At 52.2% G+C, this 22,086-nt stretch carries 15 protein-coding genes and 2 pseudogenes; 6 read left to right on the forward strand and 11 right to left on the reverse strand.

Features of this window, described 5'->3' with window-relative positions; all coding sequences use genetic code 11:
* Positions 1 to 6 precede the first annotated feature (6 nt).
* Positions 7 to 9,864 carry a PD40 domain-containing protein gene (locus IPQ00_02780; GenBank protein ID MBL0239491.1) on the reverse strand — a complete coding sequence of 3,286 codons (9,858 nt, stop codon included), beginning with the start codon at positions 9,862 to 9,864 and terminating at the stop codon, positions 7 to 9.
* Positions 9,865 to 10,017: 153 nt separating this feature from the next.
* On the opposite strand from IPQ00_02780, the gene IPQ00_02785 reads away from it, so the two are divergent.
* The 6 genes and pseudogenes from IPQ00_02785 (at position 10,018) to IPQ00_02810 (ending at position 15,847) form a co-directional block, all read left to right on the forward strand.
* A complete protein-coding gene (locus IPQ00_02785; protein MBL0239492.1) occupies positions 10,018 to 12,612 on the forward strand; it encodes a protein kinase in 2,595 nt (864 codons plus the stop codon).
* Positions 12,613 to 12,877: 265 nt separating this feature from the next.
* On the forward strand, positions 12,878 to 13,636 hold the full coding sequence (locus IPQ00_02790) for a hypothetical protein (GenBank protein MBL0239493.1): 759 nt from the start codon (positions 12,878 to 12,880) through the stop codon (positions 13,634 to 13,636).
* Positions 13,636 to 13,983, forward strand: coding sequence for a hypothetical protein (locus IPQ00_02795; GenBank protein MBL0239494.1), 348 nt, complete (start codon positions 13,636 to 13,638; stop codon positions 13,981 to 13,983). The genes IPQ00_02790 and IPQ00_02795 overlap by 1 nt, the downstream gene beginning before the upstream one ends.
* 299 nt (positions 13,984 to 14,282) lie before the next feature.
* Positions 14,283 to 14,585, forward strand: a pseudogene (locus IPQ00_02800) (hypothetical protein).
* A gap of 381 nt (positions 14,586 to 14,966) precedes the next feature.
* Positions 14,967 to 15,548 (forward strand): HipA domain-containing protein, encoded by a 582-nt coding sequence (locus tag IPQ00_02805; protein MBL0239495.1) that lies wholly within the window; start codon positions 14,967 to 14,969, stop codon positions 15,546 to 15,548.
* Between the two features lie 65 nt (positions 15,549 to 15,613).
* Complete coding sequence (locus IPQ00_02810) at positions 15,614 to 15,847, forward strand: hypothetical protein (GenBank protein ID MBL0239496.1); 234 nt, start codon at positions 15,614 to 15,616, stop codon at positions 15,845 to 15,847.
* A 473-nt stretch (positions 15,848 to 16,320) separates the two neighbouring features.
* On the opposite strand, the gene IPQ00_02815 is transcribed toward IPQ00_02810, so the two are convergent.
* The 10 genes and pseudogenes from IPQ00_02815 to IPQ00_02860 all read right to left on the reverse strand — a co-directional run bounded on the left by IPQ00_02815 (position 16,321) and on the right by IPQ00_02860 (position 22,085).
* Complete coding sequence (locus IPQ00_02815; protein ID MBL0239497.1) at positions 16,321 to 16,683, reverse strand: 4Fe-4S cluster-binding domain-containing protein; 363 nt, start codon at positions 16,681 to 16,683, stop codon at positions 16,321 to 16,323.
* A 503-nt stretch (positions 16,684 to 17,186) separates the two neighbouring features.
* Positions 17,187 to 17,556, reverse strand: a pseudogene (locus IPQ00_02820) (type II toxin-antitoxin system RelE/ParE family toxin).
* 202 nt (positions 17,557 to 17,758) lie between these two features.
* Entirely contained in the window at positions 17,759 to 18,082 is a 324-nt protein-coding gene (locus tag IPQ00_02825) for a hypothetical protein (protein MBL0239498.1), read from the reverse strand.
* Positions 18,083 to 18,187: 105 nt separating this feature from the next.
* Positions 18,188 to 18,331, reverse strand: coding sequence for a hypothetical protein (locus tag IPQ00_02830; GenBank protein MBL0239499.1), 144 nt, complete (start codon positions 18,329 to 18,331; stop codon positions 18,188 to 18,190).
* Positions 18,332 to 18,356: 25 nt separating this feature from the next.
* The gene (locus IPQ00_02835) at positions 18,357 to 19,628 is read right to left on the reverse strand and encodes a tyrosine-type recombinase/integrase (GenBank protein ID MBL0239500.1); all 1,272 of its coding nucleotides are present in this window, start codon (positions 19,626 to 19,628) and stop codon (positions 18,357 to 18,359) included.
* Positions 19,570 to 20,034, reverse strand: a complete 465-nt coding sequence (locus IPQ00_02840) for a hypothetical protein (protein ID MBL0239501.1) — start codon at positions 20,032 to 20,034, stop codon at positions 19,570 to 19,572. The genes IPQ00_02835 and IPQ00_02840 overlap by 59 nt, the downstream gene beginning before the upstream one ends.
* On the reverse strand, positions 20,031 to 20,531 hold the full coding sequence (locus IPQ00_02845; protein ID MBL0239502.1) for a hypothetical protein: 501 nt from the start codon (positions 20,529 to 20,531) through the stop codon (positions 20,031 to 20,033). The genes IPQ00_02840 and IPQ00_02845 overlap by 4 nt, the downstream gene beginning before the upstream one ends.
* A complete protein-coding gene (locus IPQ00_02850) occupies positions 20,528 to 20,698 on the reverse strand; it encodes a hypothetical protein (GenBank protein ID MBL0239503.1) in 171 nt (56 codons plus the stop codon). Before IPQ00_02850 ends, IPQ00_02845 begins: the two co-directional genes overlap by 4 nt.
* Before the next feature lie 222 nt (positions 20,699 to 20,920).
* Positions 20,921 to 21,253: a hypothetical protein gene (locus IPQ00_02855; protein MBL0239504.1), complete on the reverse strand. Its 333-nt coding sequence runs from the start codon at positions 21,251 to 21,253 to the stop codon at positions 20,921 to 20,923.
* Between the two features lie 640 nt (positions 21,254 to 21,893).
* On the reverse strand, positions 21,894 to 22,085 hold the full coding sequence (locus tag IPQ00_02860; protein MBL0239505.1) for a DUF2997 domain-containing protein: 192 nt from the start codon (positions 22,083 to 22,085) through the stop codon (positions 21,894 to 21,896).
* Position 22,086 lies beyond the last annotated feature (1 nt).

Here is a 22,086-nt window from a genome sequence, read left to right on the forward strand (position 1 = left end):
GCAGTCTCATTCCTGAGCCACAAAATCCGCATTCCCTATTGCATCTGTAACCGTGATCACATAGCTCGCGTTTGCGAAGTGGAATGTCTTGTGCTTGGCTCCGATCACGTACGAACGGCCCGCTTCGACATCATCGAATCTATATTGTCCGAACGGATTAGTGATCGCACGCCGTTTGACGCCGAGATCGTCAGCGAGAAATATCACTGTATTTCCGATCGGCCGTCCGCCTGCTGTTTTCACAGTTCCCGCGACCGATACGCCCGCCGCAGTTGGCCCAAGCATCGTGATCGTGGCGTCACTAAAGGTCGAGGCGAGAGCAAACGCCCCGCCATTTACGATCTCGCCTGCAACCGGATCGTCGCCAAAACTGATCATCGTCGTGGCATTAGCAGAGATCACGTCAAACTCGATCTTCGCAATGTATTTTCCGCCTGCAGAAAATGGCTGGCTCGGCAGTTTGTCAATTATCAACCCTACCTTGCCGGCCTGTCCGGTATTTGCGGTCAAGACGGCACCCGCCGCATCTTCACCAAGTGAGATATTCTGCGGGTTGGCCAGATCGCTCGTATTATAGTTGAGTGTGAAGCCGACTCCCGTCTCATCACCTTGTGCCTCAAGCGAAATGGCAACGGTCAACTTGTTACCGATCCGACTGACGGTATAGGGAGTGATCCCCCGCGGCAGCAATCCGTTTGAACTGCCCGTTATAGGCTTTCCGGTCAATGTGCCCGAAGATATCGGACCCTGATAGTCTTGTAGCGGATCCAGGCCCAAAGCGAATCGCCTCGACTGCATCACGTCGCCGACGCTCAAACTTCCGTTGCCGCCATCCGCACTCGGTGATGAATCAGCTGCCTGAAAATCATTGAACGTGTTCGCCTGATCCAATTTTGCTGCAAACCGCCGAACTTGGCTGACGTCGCTATCGTTGACGAGACCGTCATTGTCACCGGTCGGATAGCCCGCGACGTCGCTCTCAACGGCACTGCCTAAGATCCGTATCGTCGCGTCCGGAGTTACCGGTGCCGATTCATAGTTGCCGGCATTGTCACTTGCAACCGAATAGAATTGGTAAGTTCGGCCATATCGCCCGTTGAATACACCGCTTGTCGAAGTGCTGTCAGAGATAAACGGTAAAAACGCGCCGCCGCTTTCTGACGCAAATACGTCAAAACCCTTGAGTCCTGAGCCATTTCCATCATCACTTCCCGACCAATTTATTGGGAAACTTGGATCGCCACCGGTCGCCGGTAATGCGGCAAACTGACTGACGGGAATATCGGCATCGATCAGATTTGTAGTGGTATTGGTGACCAAAGGCTCATTATCATCAAAATAGATGGTCGCCGTATTGGCAATATCGGTCCGCGTCAGTTGGTTTGCCGTCGGTATGACCGTAAACGCGAGGTAGCCCTGGCCATCGTTGGTAGCGTTGTTGGGCGGCAAGAGACCGCGGCCCGGATCTATCGGTTCCTCTCCGGTGGCCGGATCGATCGCTATCATTGTCAAGGTGACGGCACCCGTCGCCACATTCACTCCGGCAGTGATGTCAGCCTGCAAATTATCGAGGTCCGGGCCGAGCTGCATTCGCGTTTGATAGAACGAACGGTTTGGCGGAATTACTATGCGATATTGCTTAAATCCGATCTCTGTCAACCTTACGGTCCGTGGGTCGAGCGTCGCGGGCAACTGATCGACCGTCCGTATTCGATGGGCAGGCGCGGTCGCACTCGATTTGTTCTCAAAATTAATTCTGTAGGGCAGAGGCTTCCCTATGGGCACGAATTTCTCCGGTCCGTAGCCATATGGCCCGACCTTGTCATTCGGATCATTCGGCAAATTAGTATGGACTGGTAACACGTATTCAGCGGTCAGCTTAAGACATTCGGCCCCAAGTGCCAACAGCTGATAAATATCAAATATTATCGATGCTATTTTCGCAAGCGGAAAATATTTCAGCCCCTCGAATGCACATTCCTCCGCTGCCCTCATGGCCTTTGCGGCCAAGCCCCAAAGCGTTGACCATGACACAAAGTCTCCGGTCCTTGCACCACCGGCTGCAGACGTGATCGCATCACCCAGAAACGCCGCTCCGATCACTTTAGCGATGCCCGCCGCACATTTGATCGGAAATATCTCGCTGAGAGCAGCAAGGAGCGTATTAAACGCAAGGTTGGTCCAGCATTTCAAAACATCTCGACCGGACGCTGACGCAATGAGTTGATCGAGAGGCACCGAGGCGAGTGCCGGATCAAAGACTCCGCCGAGTGCCTCGGCCGTGATCGTACCGCGATTGGCGAATGAGACGTCGATCCCAATATTTACGGTCTCGCCTGCTCGAACGATCGGAGCAAATAGGGCAAGTATTCTTTCGCCGTTTCTATCGGCGTGAACGGTATTCGGATCTACGGTGTCGTCGGCCGGGGCAAACTCATAATAGTTTGCCGTCGAAAGCCGATAATTCATCGCTGCCGCCGAAAGGCGAACAATGATCGGCACAGTGATCGCGTCGTTTTTGCCCTCATTTGAAACCGAGATCGTATAACGTGTATAGAAATTACCGCGCACTTCGCCGGGGCCCGTTATCTCGGTCCTGAGGCTCTCGCCTCCGCCCTTCGTGATAACAAAGTTTTGTGACCACGTCGAGGTTTGGCTATTTGGATTAGTCAGTACAACATTATAGTTACCGGGCTCGGCACCATTGAGGTTAAATAGGCCGGCGGTATTTATTGAACTGATATCAAACGTCTGCATCGGGACTATCACGGTCGAATCCGCGATATTTACCAGTTTGATCGACGCTCCGGGCTGGAATTTTGCTCCCTCGACCGAGATCATCGAGTAGCCATTGTTCCCCGCAGTTCCGGGCGATACACGCCGTATTCCAAATGGCAGCAGTTCCGCCTTTAAGGCGACCTGTTGAGCAAGTTGGTCTGCTTTGGCCTTTCGTGTATCCGCGACTTTCAACTGTTCAGCGAACGAATTTGGAACATAGTCTCCGCGGATCATCGTGTTGTATTTGCCGGGAAACGTGTTTCCGACCAGATTTTCCTGATCCGGTTCACCTTGTCGTGTGCCTTGAATCTCGTAATTGGCACGCGAGACCATATTGTTAAATCGCGTATAGAGCTCGTTGCTTGAACCGGCCTCGCCGGTTAACGTTACCAGCATAGTTTCGTCTGCGGGCACGTTAAAGATGCTGTAGAATCGCTCCTGTCCCGTCGCAAGCGATGTATTAAGGACATTACCCAATGTCAATGTCGGTATGGTGACCGCTGTTTGCGACACCGAACTCGAAACGTTGTTACCCTCATTAGATTCGCGGATGGTGTTGCGAGCATCGGTTCGCACGATCACATAATACGATCCGGTCTCGATAGGCGGAATTACGCTTTCCAAAGTTTCAGTATAGGTTCCGAAGGGTGCAACGCTCACGTTGTGTTGGCGGGCACCGATAAACGTATCACTGCTGTCCCAAGTTGCGTCGGCAGAGAAATAAACCGAATCCTGCCATACACCGCTCGCGGCGTTGGCACTGGAATTTTGAACTGTCCATTCAAATATCGCACTCTCACCCAGCCCGACCGAAACAGGTGGTGCAATGTGCGTAATATTTAATTCCGCCGGCGGCGGCAACTGTAGATCAACGGTCGCGGGCGGACTGATGTTGTTATTTTCGTTCGACTCGACTACATAGTTATTTCGATCGGCAATGACCAGGATCTTATATTCACCTGTCAACCCTTCCGGGATCCGGACAGATCGCGTGACTGAATAGCCCGCGCCGCCAGCCAATGATCCGCTGTGCAAGACCCGATCAAGGATCCGGTCGTTCTGATCGATAATCAGGTCGCGCGAGAGCACAATATGGTCATACCATTGGGTCGAAACGGTTGCGTTAGCCCCCACATTGTTGACGGTCCAAGAAACATCAGCAAATTGTCCCGAATAGAGGACCGGTGCCACCGTTGGCGTGGTCGGAAGCAGATCGATATTCGGCAGTGTCAGAGTTATCGGGAGAGCCAGTGAATTGTTATTTTCGCGTGTTCCCTCTTCGATATTGTTGCCGGCATCGGCTTGGAAGATCAGATAGTAGCCCCCGGCCGGCAGATTCGGTATCGTGATCTGGCTCGATCCGTTGTAGATCCCATTTGCCCCTAACTGCGTATTAAAGACTTGACTGCCAACCGATGTATCCCCTGGCCCAAGCGTTTGATCGCTCGAAATGTAGACCCGATCGGCCCAAGAAGTAGCCGATTGCATCGCGTCACCCGTGTTGATGCCGTTCCACGAAACACTCACCGTGGAACCAAGTTGGGCAGACGACGGGTTATTTGCCGAAGTGATCGAAAGATCCGGAAAATTGCCCTGTGCATCGGTCAATCGCGCGTCAGTGTTATTGTCATCCAGACTACATTCAGGCACGTTGCCATACGCATCCGTCTGAACGAATATCTGAACGCTACCCTCGATATTATGGGGCAAATACACTATCTGGTTTTGGAAATACTCACCATCCACGGCCAATGCGCCGGTATGCGGAAAGTCACCAAGCACGCGAAACTGACTGCCGTCATAGATAAAGACTCGGTCGACCCAGGATGTTTGCAAAGTTGCCGCAGTGCCGTAATTCCTTACTGTCCAATTGATCGGAGTCACGCCGTCGATCACGACGGGCGGTATAGTCATCTCTTTCACCCTCAGGTCGGGTGCAAAATTACTGATCGTGATCTGCTTTGCGGCACTGAAATTATTCAGCTCAGCATCGATGTTCGGGTCCCACTCGAAAATGCTGCCGTTCGTATCTGCCCTTGCGATCAGATAATATGTGCCGTCGAGACAATTCGGGATCGTCACTGATTGACTTACGCCGTACTGCTGACCCGCCACAAGACCATTGTGGTAAGTATTACCGAGAAATATGGCGGTCGTCACATCAAATTGCGGAGTTGGTGAGAGAAATACCGCGTCAAACCACGGTCCGACTGCGTCGAATGCACCTTGGTTTCGTACCGTGTAGTTCACATTGAACGTTCCGCCCGCGTTCGCATTCGTTGGGGCAGAAAGCGGATCAACTATGGTGAAATCGGGCGGAGCACCGACCACGTGAAGCGGCGAACCATCGCCAACGCGGTCGTAATCAGAATTGTTGCCTTCGTTGGTGAATTCAAATACTTGAGTCTGACCGTCAGCGACAACAAATACGTAGTAGTCGCCGAACACGTCCGGCGGCAGATTCAATGAAAATCCGGAAACGGTATAGCTCGCGTTAACTGCAAGGACTCCGGTGTGCGGACGAAGGCCTACGTAACGGTCGGCGCCGTCGAGAGTCTGATCTTTCGATAGATATACGACATCGTTCCAAGTAGGCGTGGCGGGCGGCGTGGCCCCGTCGCCGTTATTGGTTACGGTCCAATTCACCAGCATCGACTGTCCGCCGAACGCTTCGATCGGAGCCTGTACATTTGACGCCCGGAGGTCCGGCACAGGCGGGACGCTCACGGTAAGAGGGCGAGTGGAAATATTGTTATTTTCATTCTCTTCGTTTACTTCCTGCCCACCGTCAGAGTTTCGATCTGTTTGCACCAAGAAATAGAAAGAGCCCTGCAGACTACGTGGAATACGTACCGTAAGCGAAGTCACATAGCTTTCGCCCGGATTTAACGAGCTTACATTCTGCGCACGCGTCAGAACATTGGCTCCGTTTAGCGTTTGATTTACTGCAAGGTAAAGTTCGTCGGTCCAACCGGTCGCATTTGTCGGGCCGGAACCCGTATTTGTGACCGTAAACTGCACCTGTACCTCTTGGTCAAAGAACGCAGTGGCGGGGGCCGTAATATTGGTTACCTGCAGATCCGGCCTGAGCAAACGGCGAACACGCAACGGGCTGAATGTCGTGTTGTTGCCATCGTTTGCACCTTCGTTCACGACATTGAAAACATCCGTAACTACATAGATGAAATAGTTGCCCGTTGCTGTGATTGCATTCGTCGGGATCGACACATTTTGGCTGCGATTGACGGATTGTCCCGGTTCGAGTGTCTGCTCGAGTGTAAAAGTATCGAGCAATACGTCATTCCCACTAACGACATTGTCGGTCGAAAAATATACCCTTTCGGCCATTGACTGGGCCGTTTTTGAGCCGGTATTTTGGGTGGTCCAATTTAACGCAAACACGGTGTCACTCTCAACCTCGGCCGGCGGTGTCACCGATACTACCTGCAAGTCAGCTACGCGATATTCGTATCGTACAGGTATCCAAGTGGTGTTATTCAATTCGGCCGGACCGGTTGGAAAATCTTCGTAGATCTCGTTTGCGGTATCCACCTTTACGTAAAACTTGCCGTCGCCCGACGATCTGGCCGGAACCGTTGGCAAAATGAACTGTTGCGAAAATGATTGCGTCTCATTTATCCCGATCGCTCCGAGCCTGCGATATGTGAGCGGCACATCGTCAGCGTTGCCGATCACGTCATCATAAGAAAAATAAGGCGTGTGATTTGATCCCGAGTTTATTGCGACACTGCCCGCATTCTTAACGTCCCAACTTATGGTGTATAAAACATTCGGCTCGATCTCGGTCGGTGCGACAATATTTTGAGCGACCAGATCGGGGAGATTTCGATTTACCGTGATCGGTACGGAGGAGTAGTTATCATTGCCATTTCCGTTTCGCTCCCGTACAGTTCCGGCGTCGCCGACAAGCACAAACAAATAATATGTCCCGTCCGTCGGTATCGCTGCGGCAGGGATATTTGCCTGTTCGAATGTCACATCACGAAACGCACCCGGAGCGATCACGGCACCGTTCTCGTACTTACGGCCAACGACCACATCGTTCGGGCTATTGAACAATACGTTGTCTGTCGAAATGTAAAGCGTGTCTGTCCGATAATCGTCCGTCGCAATCTGGCCGTTGTTTGTCACTCGCCAGGAAGCCGTGAAATTTTGCAGAATGGCAACCGTGGGCGGTGCGACAAAGTTTGACACCGCGACGTCGGGGGCCGCGGGCTCAACAGTAACCGTGACGCGGGCAGTTTCGGTGCCTAGTGTCGCAATGACATCTCCTACTCGATACTCCGAAGACATCGTTGTAGTAACGTCAAAATTGACTTGATCGTGGCCTTGCAGGATCGTAACGCTCGGTGGGCCGTCAACGATCCCGCTGTTTGGATAAGCGAGGGCCACGGTCGTCCCGCCTGCGGAAGCATCGTCCTTTAAGTGAATATTGATGCTGGCCGTCCTGCCGGCCGCAACAGGATGCGGCCAATTGACCCTGAGCTCTACTGCCGGATCGGCCGGAGCCTGGCAAGCCGGCCCCCCTGCGATGGGCATAACGCCTCCGACACTCTTCGCCCCGAATACGCGCGGCGCAAATCCGGAATCGTTGTATATCGCGATCATTTCCGTACCGTCGAGTCCGCGGTTATATAAACGCACGTCGTCGATCAGGCCGTTCGTATCCGGTTGAGGCGATGTGGTATATACCGGCGAACCGATCGTGAAATCGGTCGAAATGGCAGGCAGCGTGTCAGTGAAATCTGTACTTGAGCGCTCGGTGCCGTCGACAAAAACTCTGATCTGGCCATTTGAGCGTACCCCCGCAACATGGTGCCATACGTTTTGTGTGACGTCGGCGCCCGTATTGATGCACGATCCGCCGCCGTTATTGAAAAGGCAAAAGTTTAACTGCTGGCCAATTACCTTGAGCGAATATGACCCGTCGCCCGAGTCCTTTCCAGCGATGAAGTGCTCACCGCTTGACCGGATATAGACCCATGCCGCAACTGTGAAATCGCCGGTTTGGACGTCCAACACGTCTGACCCGCCGTCAAGGACACGGACTCGGTCCCCATTGCCGTCAAAGTCGAACGCCTGCCCTTCGTGTCCGGTTGCGTATGCCGTGTTACCTTCGAGCGAGCCGTTGTTGCCCCCTGACGAATCATTTGCGTTGCCATTGGCACGCCAGAACCCCACCAGACCACCATTGGTAGGCGTCGGCGTCGGCGTCGGCCCGGCGGGAGGATAATAGCCGTTGTAGATCGCGTCGAGTTCTGTCGCGTTCAACGCTCTGCCAAACAACAGGACTTCGTCCACGCCGCCTTTCGTCGTCAATTGAGGAGCGATGCAACCGATTCCCTTTCCGATGGTAAACGGCTGATCGTTTACGCCCATAGTTCCCGTTTCGGTGTGGTTTAATGCTAAGACCCCGTCGACATAGAGCTTGAACGACGTGCCTTCCTTTATGAGTATCAAATTGTGCCAGACGTTCTGCGAGAGCGTGAACGCGTCGTTGCTTGCACGCGAACCACCGTTTTCGTGGCTTATATCGATGAACGGAACGAAACTCGAGTCGACCCCGATGTAGAAATTTGATCCGCTTCCATTACAAGCTCCTTTTCCGGCGACGTAGTGCTCGGCGGCCTGGTTCGATTCAAACCACGTCGAGAGCGTATAATCGCCGGTCTGGACATCCAGCGAAATGCTGTCAGGAATCTCTATATATCCGCCATCTGTGTCACTGCCATCGTCATAAAAATAAAATCCAAGTCCGCGTTTTCCCGGGTCGATCAACGCGGCGTTGTGTACGAACTGGCCGTTGTTCAGTCCTTGCGAGTCGTTGGCATTAAGGCCGTTTGCATTCCACTCAGAAATAAGGCCCGGTATCGGCGTCCCACTTGGGGTTGGTGTAGGGGTTGGCGTCGGAACAGTACCGGGACATTCGGGCTGCCATACGAGATAGTTCAACTGTGATCCCGGGCCTTCGCCGTAGATTCTCGCCGGTTGTCCGCCGATCGTTGCCACATACACACCGGAGGTATTGTCGGCGCTATCACGAGCAATAAATGCGATCTCTGAGCTGTCAGGACTCCACGCGGGGTTAGCCCTATCAAGAACGGATCCGCCGAGCGCAGCAAAATTTTGGCCGTCACTGTCCGCCGTGCAGATATTGGCTTCTCCATTGCTGCATTGCATCAGGATCTTAGTGCCGTCAGGTGAATATTTAGGATCTTGAAGACTATAACTTACTTCTACGTGATCGATGATCATTTGCTCGCCGGTGCCATTTGCATTCATCGTATAAATGTCCGAATCCGAAGAGGAATAAATGATCTTTGTGCCGTCAGGCGAAAAGCGGGCGTGGTAGATATAGTTCTGGCTCACAATCTGGGACGCATTCAAACCATCAGGATCGACCCGCCAGAGATGATTATCGTAGATAAAAATGATTGTGTTGCCATCCGGCGAATACTGGGGATCCGAGATAGTGTTATCTTTGTCGAGGATCGTCGCCGCACCGCTACCGTCTGCATTCATCGACCACAGATCTGCGTCGTTGATAAAGGCGATCTTTGATGAATCCGGCGAGTAAATCATAGATTCCTTGTAGCCCGCCATGTTGGTCAAACGCGTTTGATCCATCCCGTTTGGGTTCATCGAATAGATCTGATGGATTCCGGAACCGCCCTCGCCATCCCGATAGCTGAAGAACGCAACCTTGTTTCCATCGGGCGAAAATACGGGATCACGTTCGTGGGTATAGGTTAGAAGCGTCACATCATTTTGTGTACCAACATTCGTGATCGATAAAAGTGCCACCGTGTCCGAGCCCGAACCAAACACGATCGTGGACCTGTCGGCGAGTGGAGCAAGCTGTTGTGAGCCTCTTTGGCCATTGATCGTCGGGCGCGGCGATAGCGGTTTCGTGGTGTCTGACGAACCTGAACGTGCCGATGCGGCGAATGCTCCGCCACTCGCCATCTCGGAACGCGACGCGGCAATTCCCAGGATGCAAAACAGTGCAACGGCAAATATGATCGTCAGATTTGAACGAAAACGGCTAACTGAATTTCTGGCCATAACGGGTTTTTCCTCAGCGAAATACAAAAATGGTTCGGTTTCTACTTAATAAGGCGTTTATTTTTAGCAAAAGCGCCCACTTCCAACGTATTTTTTTCATCGGTTTGAAATTTGACTGTATAATCGCGTGGATACGTTGATCTTAGACTCGCAATGCAGATTGTCGATCACGAAAAGTTAAAATCAGTCTTCGCAGACGCCATCGAACTGCGGCCTGCCGAGCGGGCAAGCTTCATCGACGAGGCGTGCGGTGATGATGATGTGTTGCGTTCGGAGGTCATCTCGCTTCTCAACGCGGCAGACTCCGATCACAATTTGATCGAGGACAACATTTTCGAACTGAGTAAACAGATCTCCGATAGCCCCGCGGAAATGACCGGCATCCAATTCGGCAATTACCGAATTGTCCGAGAGATCGGTCACGGCGGGATGGGAACCGTCTTTTTGGCACGGCGGGACGATGGTGAGTTCGACCAGGATGTCGCATTAAAGATCGTCCGCCAATCAGTCGCCGACTCCCGTATAATCGAGCATTTTCGACGCGAACGTCAGATTCTCGCAGGCCTTAACCATCCCAACATCGCCGCATTGCACGACGGCGGCATTTCCGATCGCGGTGAGCCGTTCATCGCAATGGAATATGTCGATGGTCTGACGCTGACCGAATACGCGTCGGCCCGAGCGCTGTCCATCCACGATCGTCTGCTGCTCTTTTTGAAGGTTTGTGCCGCCGTGGCGTACGCACATCGGAATCTCGTAGTGCATCGCGATATCAAACCGTCGAACATCGTAATCAACTCGGATGGCGAGCCGAAATTACTTGATTTTGGGCTTGCCAAGGCGTTCGAGATCGATAATACCAACACTCAAACCGCCGTACTCGCATTTACGCCGGCCTACGCATCGCCGGAACAGATCGGCGGGCGGGCGATCACCACCTCAAGTGATATTTACTCGCTCGGAGTAGTTCTGTATGAATTGTTGACCGGGTCAAAACCGCTGGACCTTGAAAATAAGAGTTTCGACGAGGTTTTGCAGACGATCAATGCAAGTCAGCCCGTCCCTCCAAGTTCGGTCGTCCGCCTGGCTCCGAATATTCCCGGGAGACGGTCATTGGCCGGCGACCTCGACAATATTGTTTTAATGGCTCTTCGGAAGGAACCCGAGAGGCGCTACACATCAGTTGAGGACCTCGCCGAGGATGTCCGGCGCCACCTTAGCGGAAGGCCGGTGATAGCTCGGCCGAATACCGCCGTCTATCTAATTGGTAAATTTTTCAACCGACATAGATTGGGTGTCGGTGCCGCGGCACTGATCGTGATTTCACTCGTTACCGGGATGATCTTTGCTCTGTGGCAGGCCAGTGTCGCACGTCACGAACGTGACCGTGCGGAACACCGCTTTCGCGACATTCGACAACTTTCAAATTCACTTCTATTTGAGATCACGCCGAAGATCGAGCGTCTGAACGGTGCGACTGAAGCTCGTGAAACGGTCGTAACACGGGCACTCGAGTACCTCGATTCTCTGGCGGAGGAATCGGCGGATGACGCAGGACTTCAGGCTGAGCTTGCGGCAGCGTACGAAAAGGTCGGCGATCTGCAGGGCAACCCAAATCGCCCTAATCTAAACAATCTATCGGGGGCGGTCACCAGTTTCGAAAAGGCACTTTTGATCAGGCAGCGGTTACCGCAAAGTGCCGACAACCGGCGACTCATCGCCCGGAACTTGCAATCGACGAGCCTTATTCGCACGCGACAAAGTGATATCTCGGGCGCGATCCGCGACAGTGAATTGGGCCTTACCATCTACGGCGAACTCATTGCAGCGGATCCGGGGTCCGCTGAACTGAAGATGTCGGCTATTGAGGCTCAGATCGAGCACGCGCAGATCTATTCCAATAATAACCAATACTCGGTGGCGGTGCCGCTCTTTCGAAAGACGATCGACCAACTTGCCGGGCTGGATCAAAATTCAGACGTCGTTCAAAAATTGCAGACTCGGGCGATCTTCTATCTCAGCAACGCTCTTTCGTGGGACGGTGCACAGAGTGAGGCCGAGATCGAGATGGACAAGGCGATCGAGTTGGCCGACGGGCTCGCTGCCCGTTCACCAAATGACTCCGGCGTCCTGGCTCTCGTATGGCTCGCGTACGGCCTTGCCAGCAGCATTTACGAAGAGGCCTCGCCGACCCGTTCGCTGCATTTTGCCGAGCGGCAGTTTGCGGTCGCCGAGCAGGCCGTAAATGCAGATAAGGCGGACGCTCAGGCTCGCTATAATCTCGCTCGCACCGGATCACGATTGGGATTTGTTCTTACGCTTGTCGGTAAGCCTCGGGAAGCGTATATGCGGCTCACAAAGACCGAAGAAATGTTTAAGACATTGGTCTCGGATGATCCTAAAAACGCGATGTTTCAGCGTGATCTCGCTACGCTATATGTGAGAATGGGCGATACCAGCGAGAAAGCGAACAATCTACAGGACGCGATGGTCAAATATCAGAGATCTGCCGAGATATATAAGCAGATCGCCGATCTGGATGTCCGCAATACACTTGCCCGCCGCGACCTCGCCCAGTCACTTAAAAGCGTCGGTATGACGGCGATCAAACTTGGCCGCAAAGAGATCGCCCGGCGCGAACTCGAACGCTCCCTAGCTCTGCTCAATGAACTGCGATCTCAAAACGCGATCGGCAAATGGGATGAGAAACTCCTGGACGAGGTCCAACTTTCACTCACAAAACTCTGATCCGAAGCCCGCAAAATAAAAAAGCACCCCCGAAAGAGTGCTTCTATTAATTTTTGGTGATCCGAGCAGGACTCGAACCTGCGACCCAGTGGTTAAAAGCCACTTCCTGCTAATTCTAGTTAACGTAATACGATATACTTTCCCGTGTTTGTGGGCATTTCAGCTTGATGCTCACACCAGATGAAGCAAATTATTCATATCAAATAGTCCCTAAAATAGTCCCTAAGTTTTACCCTTTACAAATGTAGAATTTTGGATAAATGATATGTCGAAACGAGCTAGGTACGGAAACTACGCTTTTAAGGATGCAAACGGAAAACTCTATGCTCGAGTTCAACTCCGCCAAGCGGACGGACGCCTTAAAACATATAAGAAGCGGGCGATGAACCTGACCCATGTTCAACAGCTTGCTGAGGAAATTCTCGCACAATATAAACAACGTGGCCAAGCCTATATCGACGGACATGGCATGACCCTAGAGAGATTAGCGGATTGGTATAAGACCGAATATGTTATCCAGCCTGTATATCTGGACGGCGTGAAGATCGAAGGAATGCGAACCTGGAAGTCAGAACGCCTCAAGATCGATCGAATTGTAAAAATAATCGGTGGCTCTAGTCTGATACACGAGCTTGATGAATCGTCATTTCGCAACTTTAGAAAGGTCCGTATCGGCCAAGGAGTGACCATCACAACCATAAACCGTGACTTTGAATCGATTCGTGCGATGATGCGAAAAGCAAAGAAAAAAAAGTGGCTCAACGAGGTCCCTGATTTTGATGGATTTATTCAAGAAGGGGTTGGAAAATCGAAGAACTGTGACGGTAACGGAAGAGCAGGAGAAATGCATCCTTGCTGCGGCTCGGAAAATACTAAATTCGGCACCGCGTTTATACCCCCTAATTATATCGCTTTAGGGATTCTGGAGCTCGACCAAATGAACTCTATCCAGTTAATGACAACGATACGGACTATTCTAAGGATACAAATACCTTCTATGAACCTATTCGTTGGCGCGATGTGATGGACAATGAGGGCGGCTTTAAGGATTTGACGGCACTTGTATCCTTCAAGGGGAATAGACGCGAAGTGCGGCTGGCAATTATTTCTGACCGGATGAAGGGTGCATTGGTGGAGTTACAAAATCGATTGCAACAGGGCAAGATAATTCCAGAACACACCGCTCACCCAAACAATCTAATTTTTCCATATTCAACCTTCAAGAAATCCTGGAGTGCGGTGCGCGAGGCTGCGGGTGTGCCTGGGCTCCGTTTGCGTGATCTGCGTCGCGACTGGGTGACTCGTCTGGGCCGCCTTGGATACTCCGACAAACTTGCCCAACGTGGAGCGGGACATAAAAATGCAAACTAGTTTTGAATACACCGAATTTGACGAGGCAGCCGCCCTTCAGGCGAAGATGCTGATTGATAGGGATAATGGGTGATTATTCGGAAATGCAACTCGCTGTCATAACAATCTGAAACGCTGTCAAAAATCCTTGATATGGTCAGGCTTTAACCCCTAGTGGGTAGTATTTTAGGCACTAAATGTTTTAAGGTCGTATATTATATACATTATGAAAACCTCTATTGCATTCCTCTTTAATGTGTATTATCTTAGACGCTACAGCCGTTAACGGGGTTTCTTATAGTCGTTAACTAGAAAAGGCGATGAAACAAAGTATTCCAATCCCAGTTCGAAAGGCCCTGCGGAAGTTGGGTCAAGACATAAGCGACGGCAGACGTCGGCGGCGCATCCCTCTAGAACTGATGGCCGAGAGATCCGACGTTTCCAGATCGACTCTCGGCAAAATAGAAAAAGGGGATCCCTCAGTATCGCTCGGAGGGTACGCGGCAGTCCTGTTTGTGCTTGGACTAACTGAACGGCTTAGCAGCTTAGCGGATGCAAACTTCGACCCGGTCGGCAGGATGTTGGAAGAAGAAAACCTTCCTAAGCGAATTCGCTTACCTTCCGGAGGCGGACGAAATGGTAGTCGAAAGATCTACGTCTCGATAGCTCTGGGGACGAGATTTATCTTGTCGGGCGATTGTGGTGTCACTATCGAAAAGGGCGCGAAAGCGCTTCTTTCGAATATGACCAAAGCTGGCTTGCACACAAGGAGCGTTTTGCGCTCGAGCCCGCATTAGCATTAACAGCAGGCTCATTTCATACCGACCTGAATGTATTCGGTTCGATAGGAGATTCGGCGCCTGATCGATGGGGTCGAGTGTTGATGCGGCGGGCGGAATCTCAGCGAGCCCGGACGGACCGTGAAACTCCGAGAACGTTGGGCGAAGCCGATTTTCTGCTTGGCGTAAGTGACGAAGCACGCCAAGGAGCCTTGCGTTTTTCCGATGAGAAGGATGGACCTTTCCTTGCTCCAGGATGGGCGTCGCGCAATTCCTCCGCTTGTCGATTTGCCCAGACTGCTTTCGGCTACGGAACGTTTTCTGGATGAAGAGGAAGACGCGGAAGATCTTCGCATTTTGCTCGCACCCGGCTCGTCCTTGGGTGGAGCCCGACCGAAAGCGTCGGTCAGGGATAACGACGGTCAATTGGCGATTGCCAAATTCCCGCGGAACGATGATGAAAGTAACGTTGTTGTCTGGGAAGCGATAACTCTAATGCTTGCCGAGAGCTCCGGGCTTGAATGCTCTTCTGGAAGGCTACTGGATATCGCCGGTAAATCGGTCCTGCTTGTCCGGCGTTTTGACCGCCAAGGGACAACCCGCGTCCCGTTCTTATCGGCAATGAGCATGCTTCAGGCAAGGGACAGCGATACGCACAGCTATCTCGAAATCGCCGACGCTCTCGGTCAGTACGGGGCAGAACCCACGGCGGATCTGGCTCAGATGTGGCCGAATCGTCTTCAGTATCCTTGTTTCAAACACGGACGACCATCTTCGAAATCACGGTTTCGTTTACGAACGTTTTAAGGGATGGCGCCTATCCCCAGCTTACGATCTCAACCCCGTGCCGACGGACGTAAAACCCTAGGATTTTGACGACCAACATTGACCTTGATAATGGTTCCGCTTCGCTCGATTTGGCTTTGTCGGTGGCGGAGAACTTTAGACTGACACTAGCGGACGGCAAGACGATCATTAAGGAGGTGGGCGGTGCAGTGTCGGAGTGGCGCAAGCTTGCGTTCGCCAACGACTTGAGTGAACGCGAAATCGAAAGGATGGCGTCCGCATTTGTTCACGAAGATTCCGAGTTCGCAGCGAGTCTCTAGAGTGAAGCCGAGACGATCCACGGAATTCAATCCGCACAGGTCATGAACCGTATACAAGAACGGTTAGGACGCGACCGCACGAAATTCCGCAAAATTTGGGAAGCGTTACAAGGAGCTGGCGTCATAAGGTTCGGTTGGATCGAACTATATGTTCAGAGACCTAGATCCCCCCTTTGACTTGCGATCTCTCGCACCCCAAGCGATTTGGGTAGGTTTGTATAACTTGTCAAAACTGCTCAAAACATCTTAGAATCAACAACTTACGGGCTTTACCAGTTTCAATCTGAATAGCCTTGATCAGGAACGCTGCAACCAACGTGCAACCAACTTTAGCCATTAGGATCAAATCTCAATTTCAATAAACAGACCTTGATTGCACTCAAAATCATACTCTAAGAAGTTGATTTCATCAATGCAATTCACATTTGTTTTCTTCGCTGTTTTTGTAGCGGAAATCGTAATGAACGATTCTTTTACGACGAGCCAGCCTGACCATGGAAGCGTTGGTTCGACGAACCTCGATATTCTCCCGCCCCCGAGGTGAGAGATTTTTCGAAAGGGCCGTCGATCAACAGGTCAATGTGAGCAAGTATATAGTCAACACAAGGATCGTGTCTTGCGATCAGATCCTCAAGCGTTTTCCCGCTGTAAATGGCTAAGTTCAGATCGAATCGCTTCAGCCTTGACACAAGCTCGGCGACGGGACCGGCTTGGTCAAACGGTTCGCCGCCAAGGATCGTAACGCCATCGTGCTCAGCTCGTTTTGATTGAATTTCCCTGTTAACGGAAGCGACCGAAACCAACATTCCATTGTGGCGATCGTGAGTTTCCGGCACATAGCAGGCAGTTATCTACAGTGTGGAATGAAGGAAGTATTCGGCCTGATCTTGTTTCCAAGGAAATACTAGCTTTTTTCGTTTAATAATTGTAATCCCGTTCGAGTTTGAGGAAGCCGAGCCGTAGGCGAGGCTTCCCTCAAACTCGGCGGGCGTCCGATAGTTTTCCACCACCTTGACTCGCTGTTTTCAAGCGATAGATGCTAACCCTTGCTTGACGAGCGTGAGCAATTTGAGCGACGGTCCTGCCGGGTGTTTTTCCCCTCGCTCCCACTGACTGACCGATTCTTTCGAGATATTCAGATGGTGAGCGAAAACGCTCCTGGCTGACCCGCTCGCTTCCGCAAAGCCCGAATCTGCTCCGGGGTGAATTCCTGAATCGGCGTAAGGCAGGTTTCATCGAACCCGCGCATGGTCTGTTTGTCGATGATGCCGGACTCATAGAGGCGCTGGCGGTTTCATGGATGGCCGCAGCCGCCTTGCTCCTGTAAACCTTCGTTTTTTCATGACTCCACCTCTTCGATCTCTTTGTTTTTCAGAAGGGTTTTCAACTCCTCGTCCGTGAGATCCAGCATGACTTTAGCCAATTGCTTAAAACCCCTTTACATCGGCTTTGTCTATGTTCTCCATGACGCTCTTTGCGAACCCGTAGACGAAGAAGGCCTTATCTTCCCCGCGGTAGAGGATGATCGACCGGTAGCCGCCAGATTTTCCTTCCTTTGGCCTGGCTATACGCTGCTTTATAACGCCTCCGCCATAATCGGCGTCGATGTTCCCGGCCTCCGCGTCCTCAACCGCTTTGATCAGCTTTTCATCGCTGATCCCCTCTTTGTTGGCGAATTTGGCAAACCATTTGTTTTTGAAGATTCTCACTGTGGCTTGCCCTCGTACGCCTATCTCACTTAGCACTATAGCACTTAGTTCTATAGTTTGTCAAAGTATGTAGACGATGCTGAGGTTTCAATACAAAACTGTCCGACCGGTGCGACGGGTCTCGCCGAGATCGATCACTCTTTGATTTCCGCTTCCCGTCCATGCCCCGGCACTATCTGCTAAGGCAACGACGTAAGGACCATCAATCAGCATATCGATATCTGCCAGAACTTCGCCTATCGCCGGCTGCTTTTTCGCCTGCTGAACGAGCGCCTCTAACGTAAAGCCGCTGTAACAAAGAATATGCTGGCAGCCGCGTCGACGAAGTTCCTTGACAAGTGCCAACAGGCTTTCCGGTTGTGCAAACGGTTCTCCACCCTAGAATGCTGACCCCGTCAAGCTCGAAGGGCGGGTCAAGCAACTTTTCAGCAAGTGTTTTTACTGCGACCAATTCTCCGCCATCCGGGTTATGTAGATGCGGGACCCAGCATCCTTTGCAGGACAACGGGCAGAACTGGAAGAGCACCGAGCTGCGTCGGCCGGGCCCCTTCGACAAGCGAGTTGTGATAATAACCTGCGATCCGTACTTGAGCCTCTCCTGTTTGAAGATCCAGCATAGTCGGCGGCGGGATTACATCGAGCGGGCGAGCACATCCGCATTCCTTACCTTCGCCTGCAATGGCCGTAACTTTATCCAGTACATCGGCAGACAGGTGAATGCTCCAGGAGCATAGCTCCGCTTGTTGTATCGATCAGCATCGTCCAGTTCGCTCATCGTTTCTCCTCACAAACTTCCTTATTCAGCTAGCTTCCCGCCGCTCATTTTCGTTCAGGTACGCGATATTGCGGTCCATGCCATCGATCGCTGTAGTCAACTCTCTATATACTTCTTCTTTTCGCGATGAAGGCAGCTTTTCAGTCGCCAGCCCTCGCAATTCGACCAGATTCGCTCTTTGCCTTTCGAGCAGCGGGAGACTCTGTTTATCGGGAATGAGGTTCGGACAGCTCTGACACGATAAACGTGTTTCGCACGGATGATACGCAGTAAGCCCGCACCAGCCCAAGCCGAGATCAACAAACAGCGATTCGCGCCATTCAACCTGCGCCGCGATGTGAGCTTCAGGGGAAAGCAGCACCCTGATTTGAGCCGTCGCACGGTGTTCCTCATCTATTAGAGCAAACGCCGTCTCAAACTCCTGACGGAGCAAAGGAGGCATCACCGCGGCATACCGCATCGTCATTGTCAGGTTTTTGTGGCCGAGCATCCGGCTGATCGACTCGATCCGCATTCCGCCGGCGCCACAACGTGGCGAGCGTGTGGCGAAACCAGTGGCTCGTATAACGCTGCTTGTTTTTGCGAGTCCGCATAGTTTAGTGATGCATGCATTCAGCATATGAGTGGTGAATGGCAGCCCACGCCATGCAAACAGATAGTCGGTAGGCTTGTTGGTGCTGGTCGAGAAAGAGGGTTGTTGGCCGCGCACTTTCATCCAGTTGTCGATCGCCGTGACCATTTGCGGACGGACAGGAATCATTCGATCATTGCGGAGTTTGCCAACCGGCACCCTGAGCCAGTGTGTCTGCTCACCCGTTTGCGGGTCGATTGCGGCCAGCAGACATCCTGTATCGAGACGACAGAGTTCACCGGCCCGCAAACCTGACTCGAAGAGCACTGCCAGGACGGCCTGCATTCTCTCAAATGGCGGAGGAAAGCGTGCCGCATTGACTTGTTCAAAAGTCAGACTCTCTAGTACCGCACCGAGTCGGTGCCAGTCCTGGTCCGGGATCGTGCGCGGCAGCTCTTGATCAATACGCAGCGTGTCGCCGCGGATCCAGAGCTTTCGGCTCGGACGTTCGGGGTAGTCAAGAACATCGATCTGTTCGCAAAAGCTGCGGACGCAAGACAGTGCACGAAGTTGATGCGATTTCGACAGCGGCTCCCCGAAGTTGACTGTACGAAATTCCTGGCCGACATTGGTGTAATCTCCGCACCGCATGTCTTTTACAGCACGCTTATAGGCCTCTACATGCGTACGCCGCAGATCCGCTATCGACTTTACCTGACGGGTCATACTCGCCCAGCCAGTCACCGAAGCGACGTAAGAAGATGCGATATCCTTGGACAGTTCCGGCGGCACGCACCGTTTGAAAATCGGCAAGGAATCGCGTGAAAGTCTCCTGTATCTGCGGAGCGGTGCGTCCCCAACTATAGTGGCGTGATGGATCCGGTAAGAAGCGGGACGGCGGAGCATCCTTCAGATATCCCATTGCCCGTAAGACCTTCTCAATACGAATGACACTCGCATTTGCGACTCGTTTTGACCTCTTCGTGAAATTACGCCAATTCTCTATATCGACTTTTGTGAGTTCGCTGAGATCGGTCTTCTTAGCGAGTACGAGCATTGCTAAAAGAGCGCTCGTAACGCACTTATGAAGCGTCACCTTATCTTTGTAGCCGACATTGAGGGCGGCCGTCATAAAACGTTCGCTGATTTTGCGTGCCCGATCTTTTCCGAGCCATTTCTCCGCGAGAACGCGGTGAAAGGTCTTATGGATTTCTTCGCTGTAGGGTATGATTCCAAGAAAGAAAAGCGTTGAAGCGACAAGGTGCCACTCATCTTCTTGATTCCAGTGCCAAACCTTCGAGCGATCCTTTCTCGCTCCAGCATCTCGCTTTTCCAGGCTCGAAGGCGTTCCCACTCGAACCCCCAGTAGGTACAGTCGAACGCTAACAGCAGCTTGCCGCAAAAGTGCAGCGCTTCGCTGAAGGCGTAATGATGATAACGTGCCTGGCGATTGCGTACGCAGTAGTGTACGAAGGCTTTTTTGAATGGATCGAACAACTCCGCAATCTGCTGTTTTTCCTTAGCATCCCAACGTTTTGTGGCAAGGAGTTGTCGCTCTTTATCGGTAAGAGTCAGGCGGTGTGCAGTGAAATCTAACTCTGGCCTATTCGGACTGATCGGAGTACTCATTTCGTTTCCCCCTTATCATCCTTATCGGCATCGTTCGTGGACACAGCTTTCGAAGTCTCTGCCATTGCCTGGCGGTATTCACGCTGAAGGCGAGTGTCCCGGACCTCATTATAAATAAGTGTCGTCTCTATATCTCGATGACCAAGCTGCCTCTGTAGCGCGTCCATCGGCATGCCGGCTTCAGCCAGGTTCGTCGCTCAGGTATGCCGAAAGCGTGCGTGAACGCGTGGCACACCGGCTCGCTTGCGGGCTTCTTCGCAAACATAGACCAGCGCGGTATCGAAATGGCTGGCCAAAGTTCCGCCTCCGAGACAGACAAAACGTAGTCGTGGGTCAGCGAGGTCGGGCGTTCTATTCTGATGTAGTTCGAAAGTGCGGTGAGAGCCTCGTCACTTAGAGGAACGATACGGGAGGTACGACTTTTTGTGGCATGAACCGTAACGCGCCGGCCCGCCCAGTGAATGTCCGGCATCTGTAGGGAGAGCTTCGCCGATCCGGACACCTCCGTCTTTCAGCAGCCAGACGATCGCACGGTCGCGATGCTTTGTTGCGGTCAACTGCGAGACGAAGCGATCGATCTCGTCTGGCGAGAGTGTCTGCGGGTGAGAGCGGTCGTAGCGAAGAAGTGCGGGTTGGCCGGAGACGATCCCAGCAGCAGTGCGCAGCGTTCCTCCAACCGGAACCGGGTTGCGTTGAACACCCGTTTGTTCGGGCTCCAACATAAGAAACTCGTACCACTGCCGGAGTGCGGAAAGACGCCTCAACGAGTGTTCGTGCCCCAACTGTCGCTCCACGACACGTCGGGCGCTCACGCTCAGTGCGAACGAACTGGATAATGTCGGTAGGGCGAGCGGTAAGGGCATTAATCCCGGCGTCGTTACAGAACCCCAGCCACAGCACGAGATCCTGCCGGTAAGCTTTTACCGTGTTGAACGGACGTACGGTCGATAGATCCGCGATGAAGCGCTCAAACCAAAACGAACTGTTAGAAGTGTCAGAAGTGTGCTGATTGTTGTTGATGTCTTTCATGGGCTAAATCATACTTCGCCCTCTCAAGACTGTAGATAAATCCCGGACATCTAATTGAACACCCTGCGACTTGAATTACGCTTCTTCGACCAGGCCCATCAACGACCGAATTGTGATAAATCCGATAGAGCCAAATAGACTGATTATCGTTGAAAATCGATCCGGATAACGCTGGCCATTTAACACTATTTCTTTGGAGCGGCTTTCCGCAATTCACATTCTGGGCTGTACGAAGGTCAGATCTCAGATCGGTTAGTACAGCGTTGGAAATACCCGATACTTCGGTCGTGAGTTTTCCACTGTCGGGTTCAAGTATAAAAGTAATCTCATTGCTCATTTTCGTTTGCTGGTCAGCTTGGGCATCCGTTTGACGAAATACTCTGGCTTTTTAGTCTCCGCAGAGGGATCGCCAAGAACTTCCTTTAGCTGTCTCGCGGCCTTCTCACATGCAACTCCTTGATAACCTTTTATCTCGGTTTCGCAGGTTCCGCGCTCCGTATCAATCTTAAATTCAACCTCGGGCATA

This window comes from Chloracidobacterium sp., from assembly GCA_016720705.1.
Taxonomy (GTDB): domain Bacteria; phylum Acidobacteriota; class Blastocatellia; order Pyrinomonadales; family Pyrinomonadaceae; genus OLB17.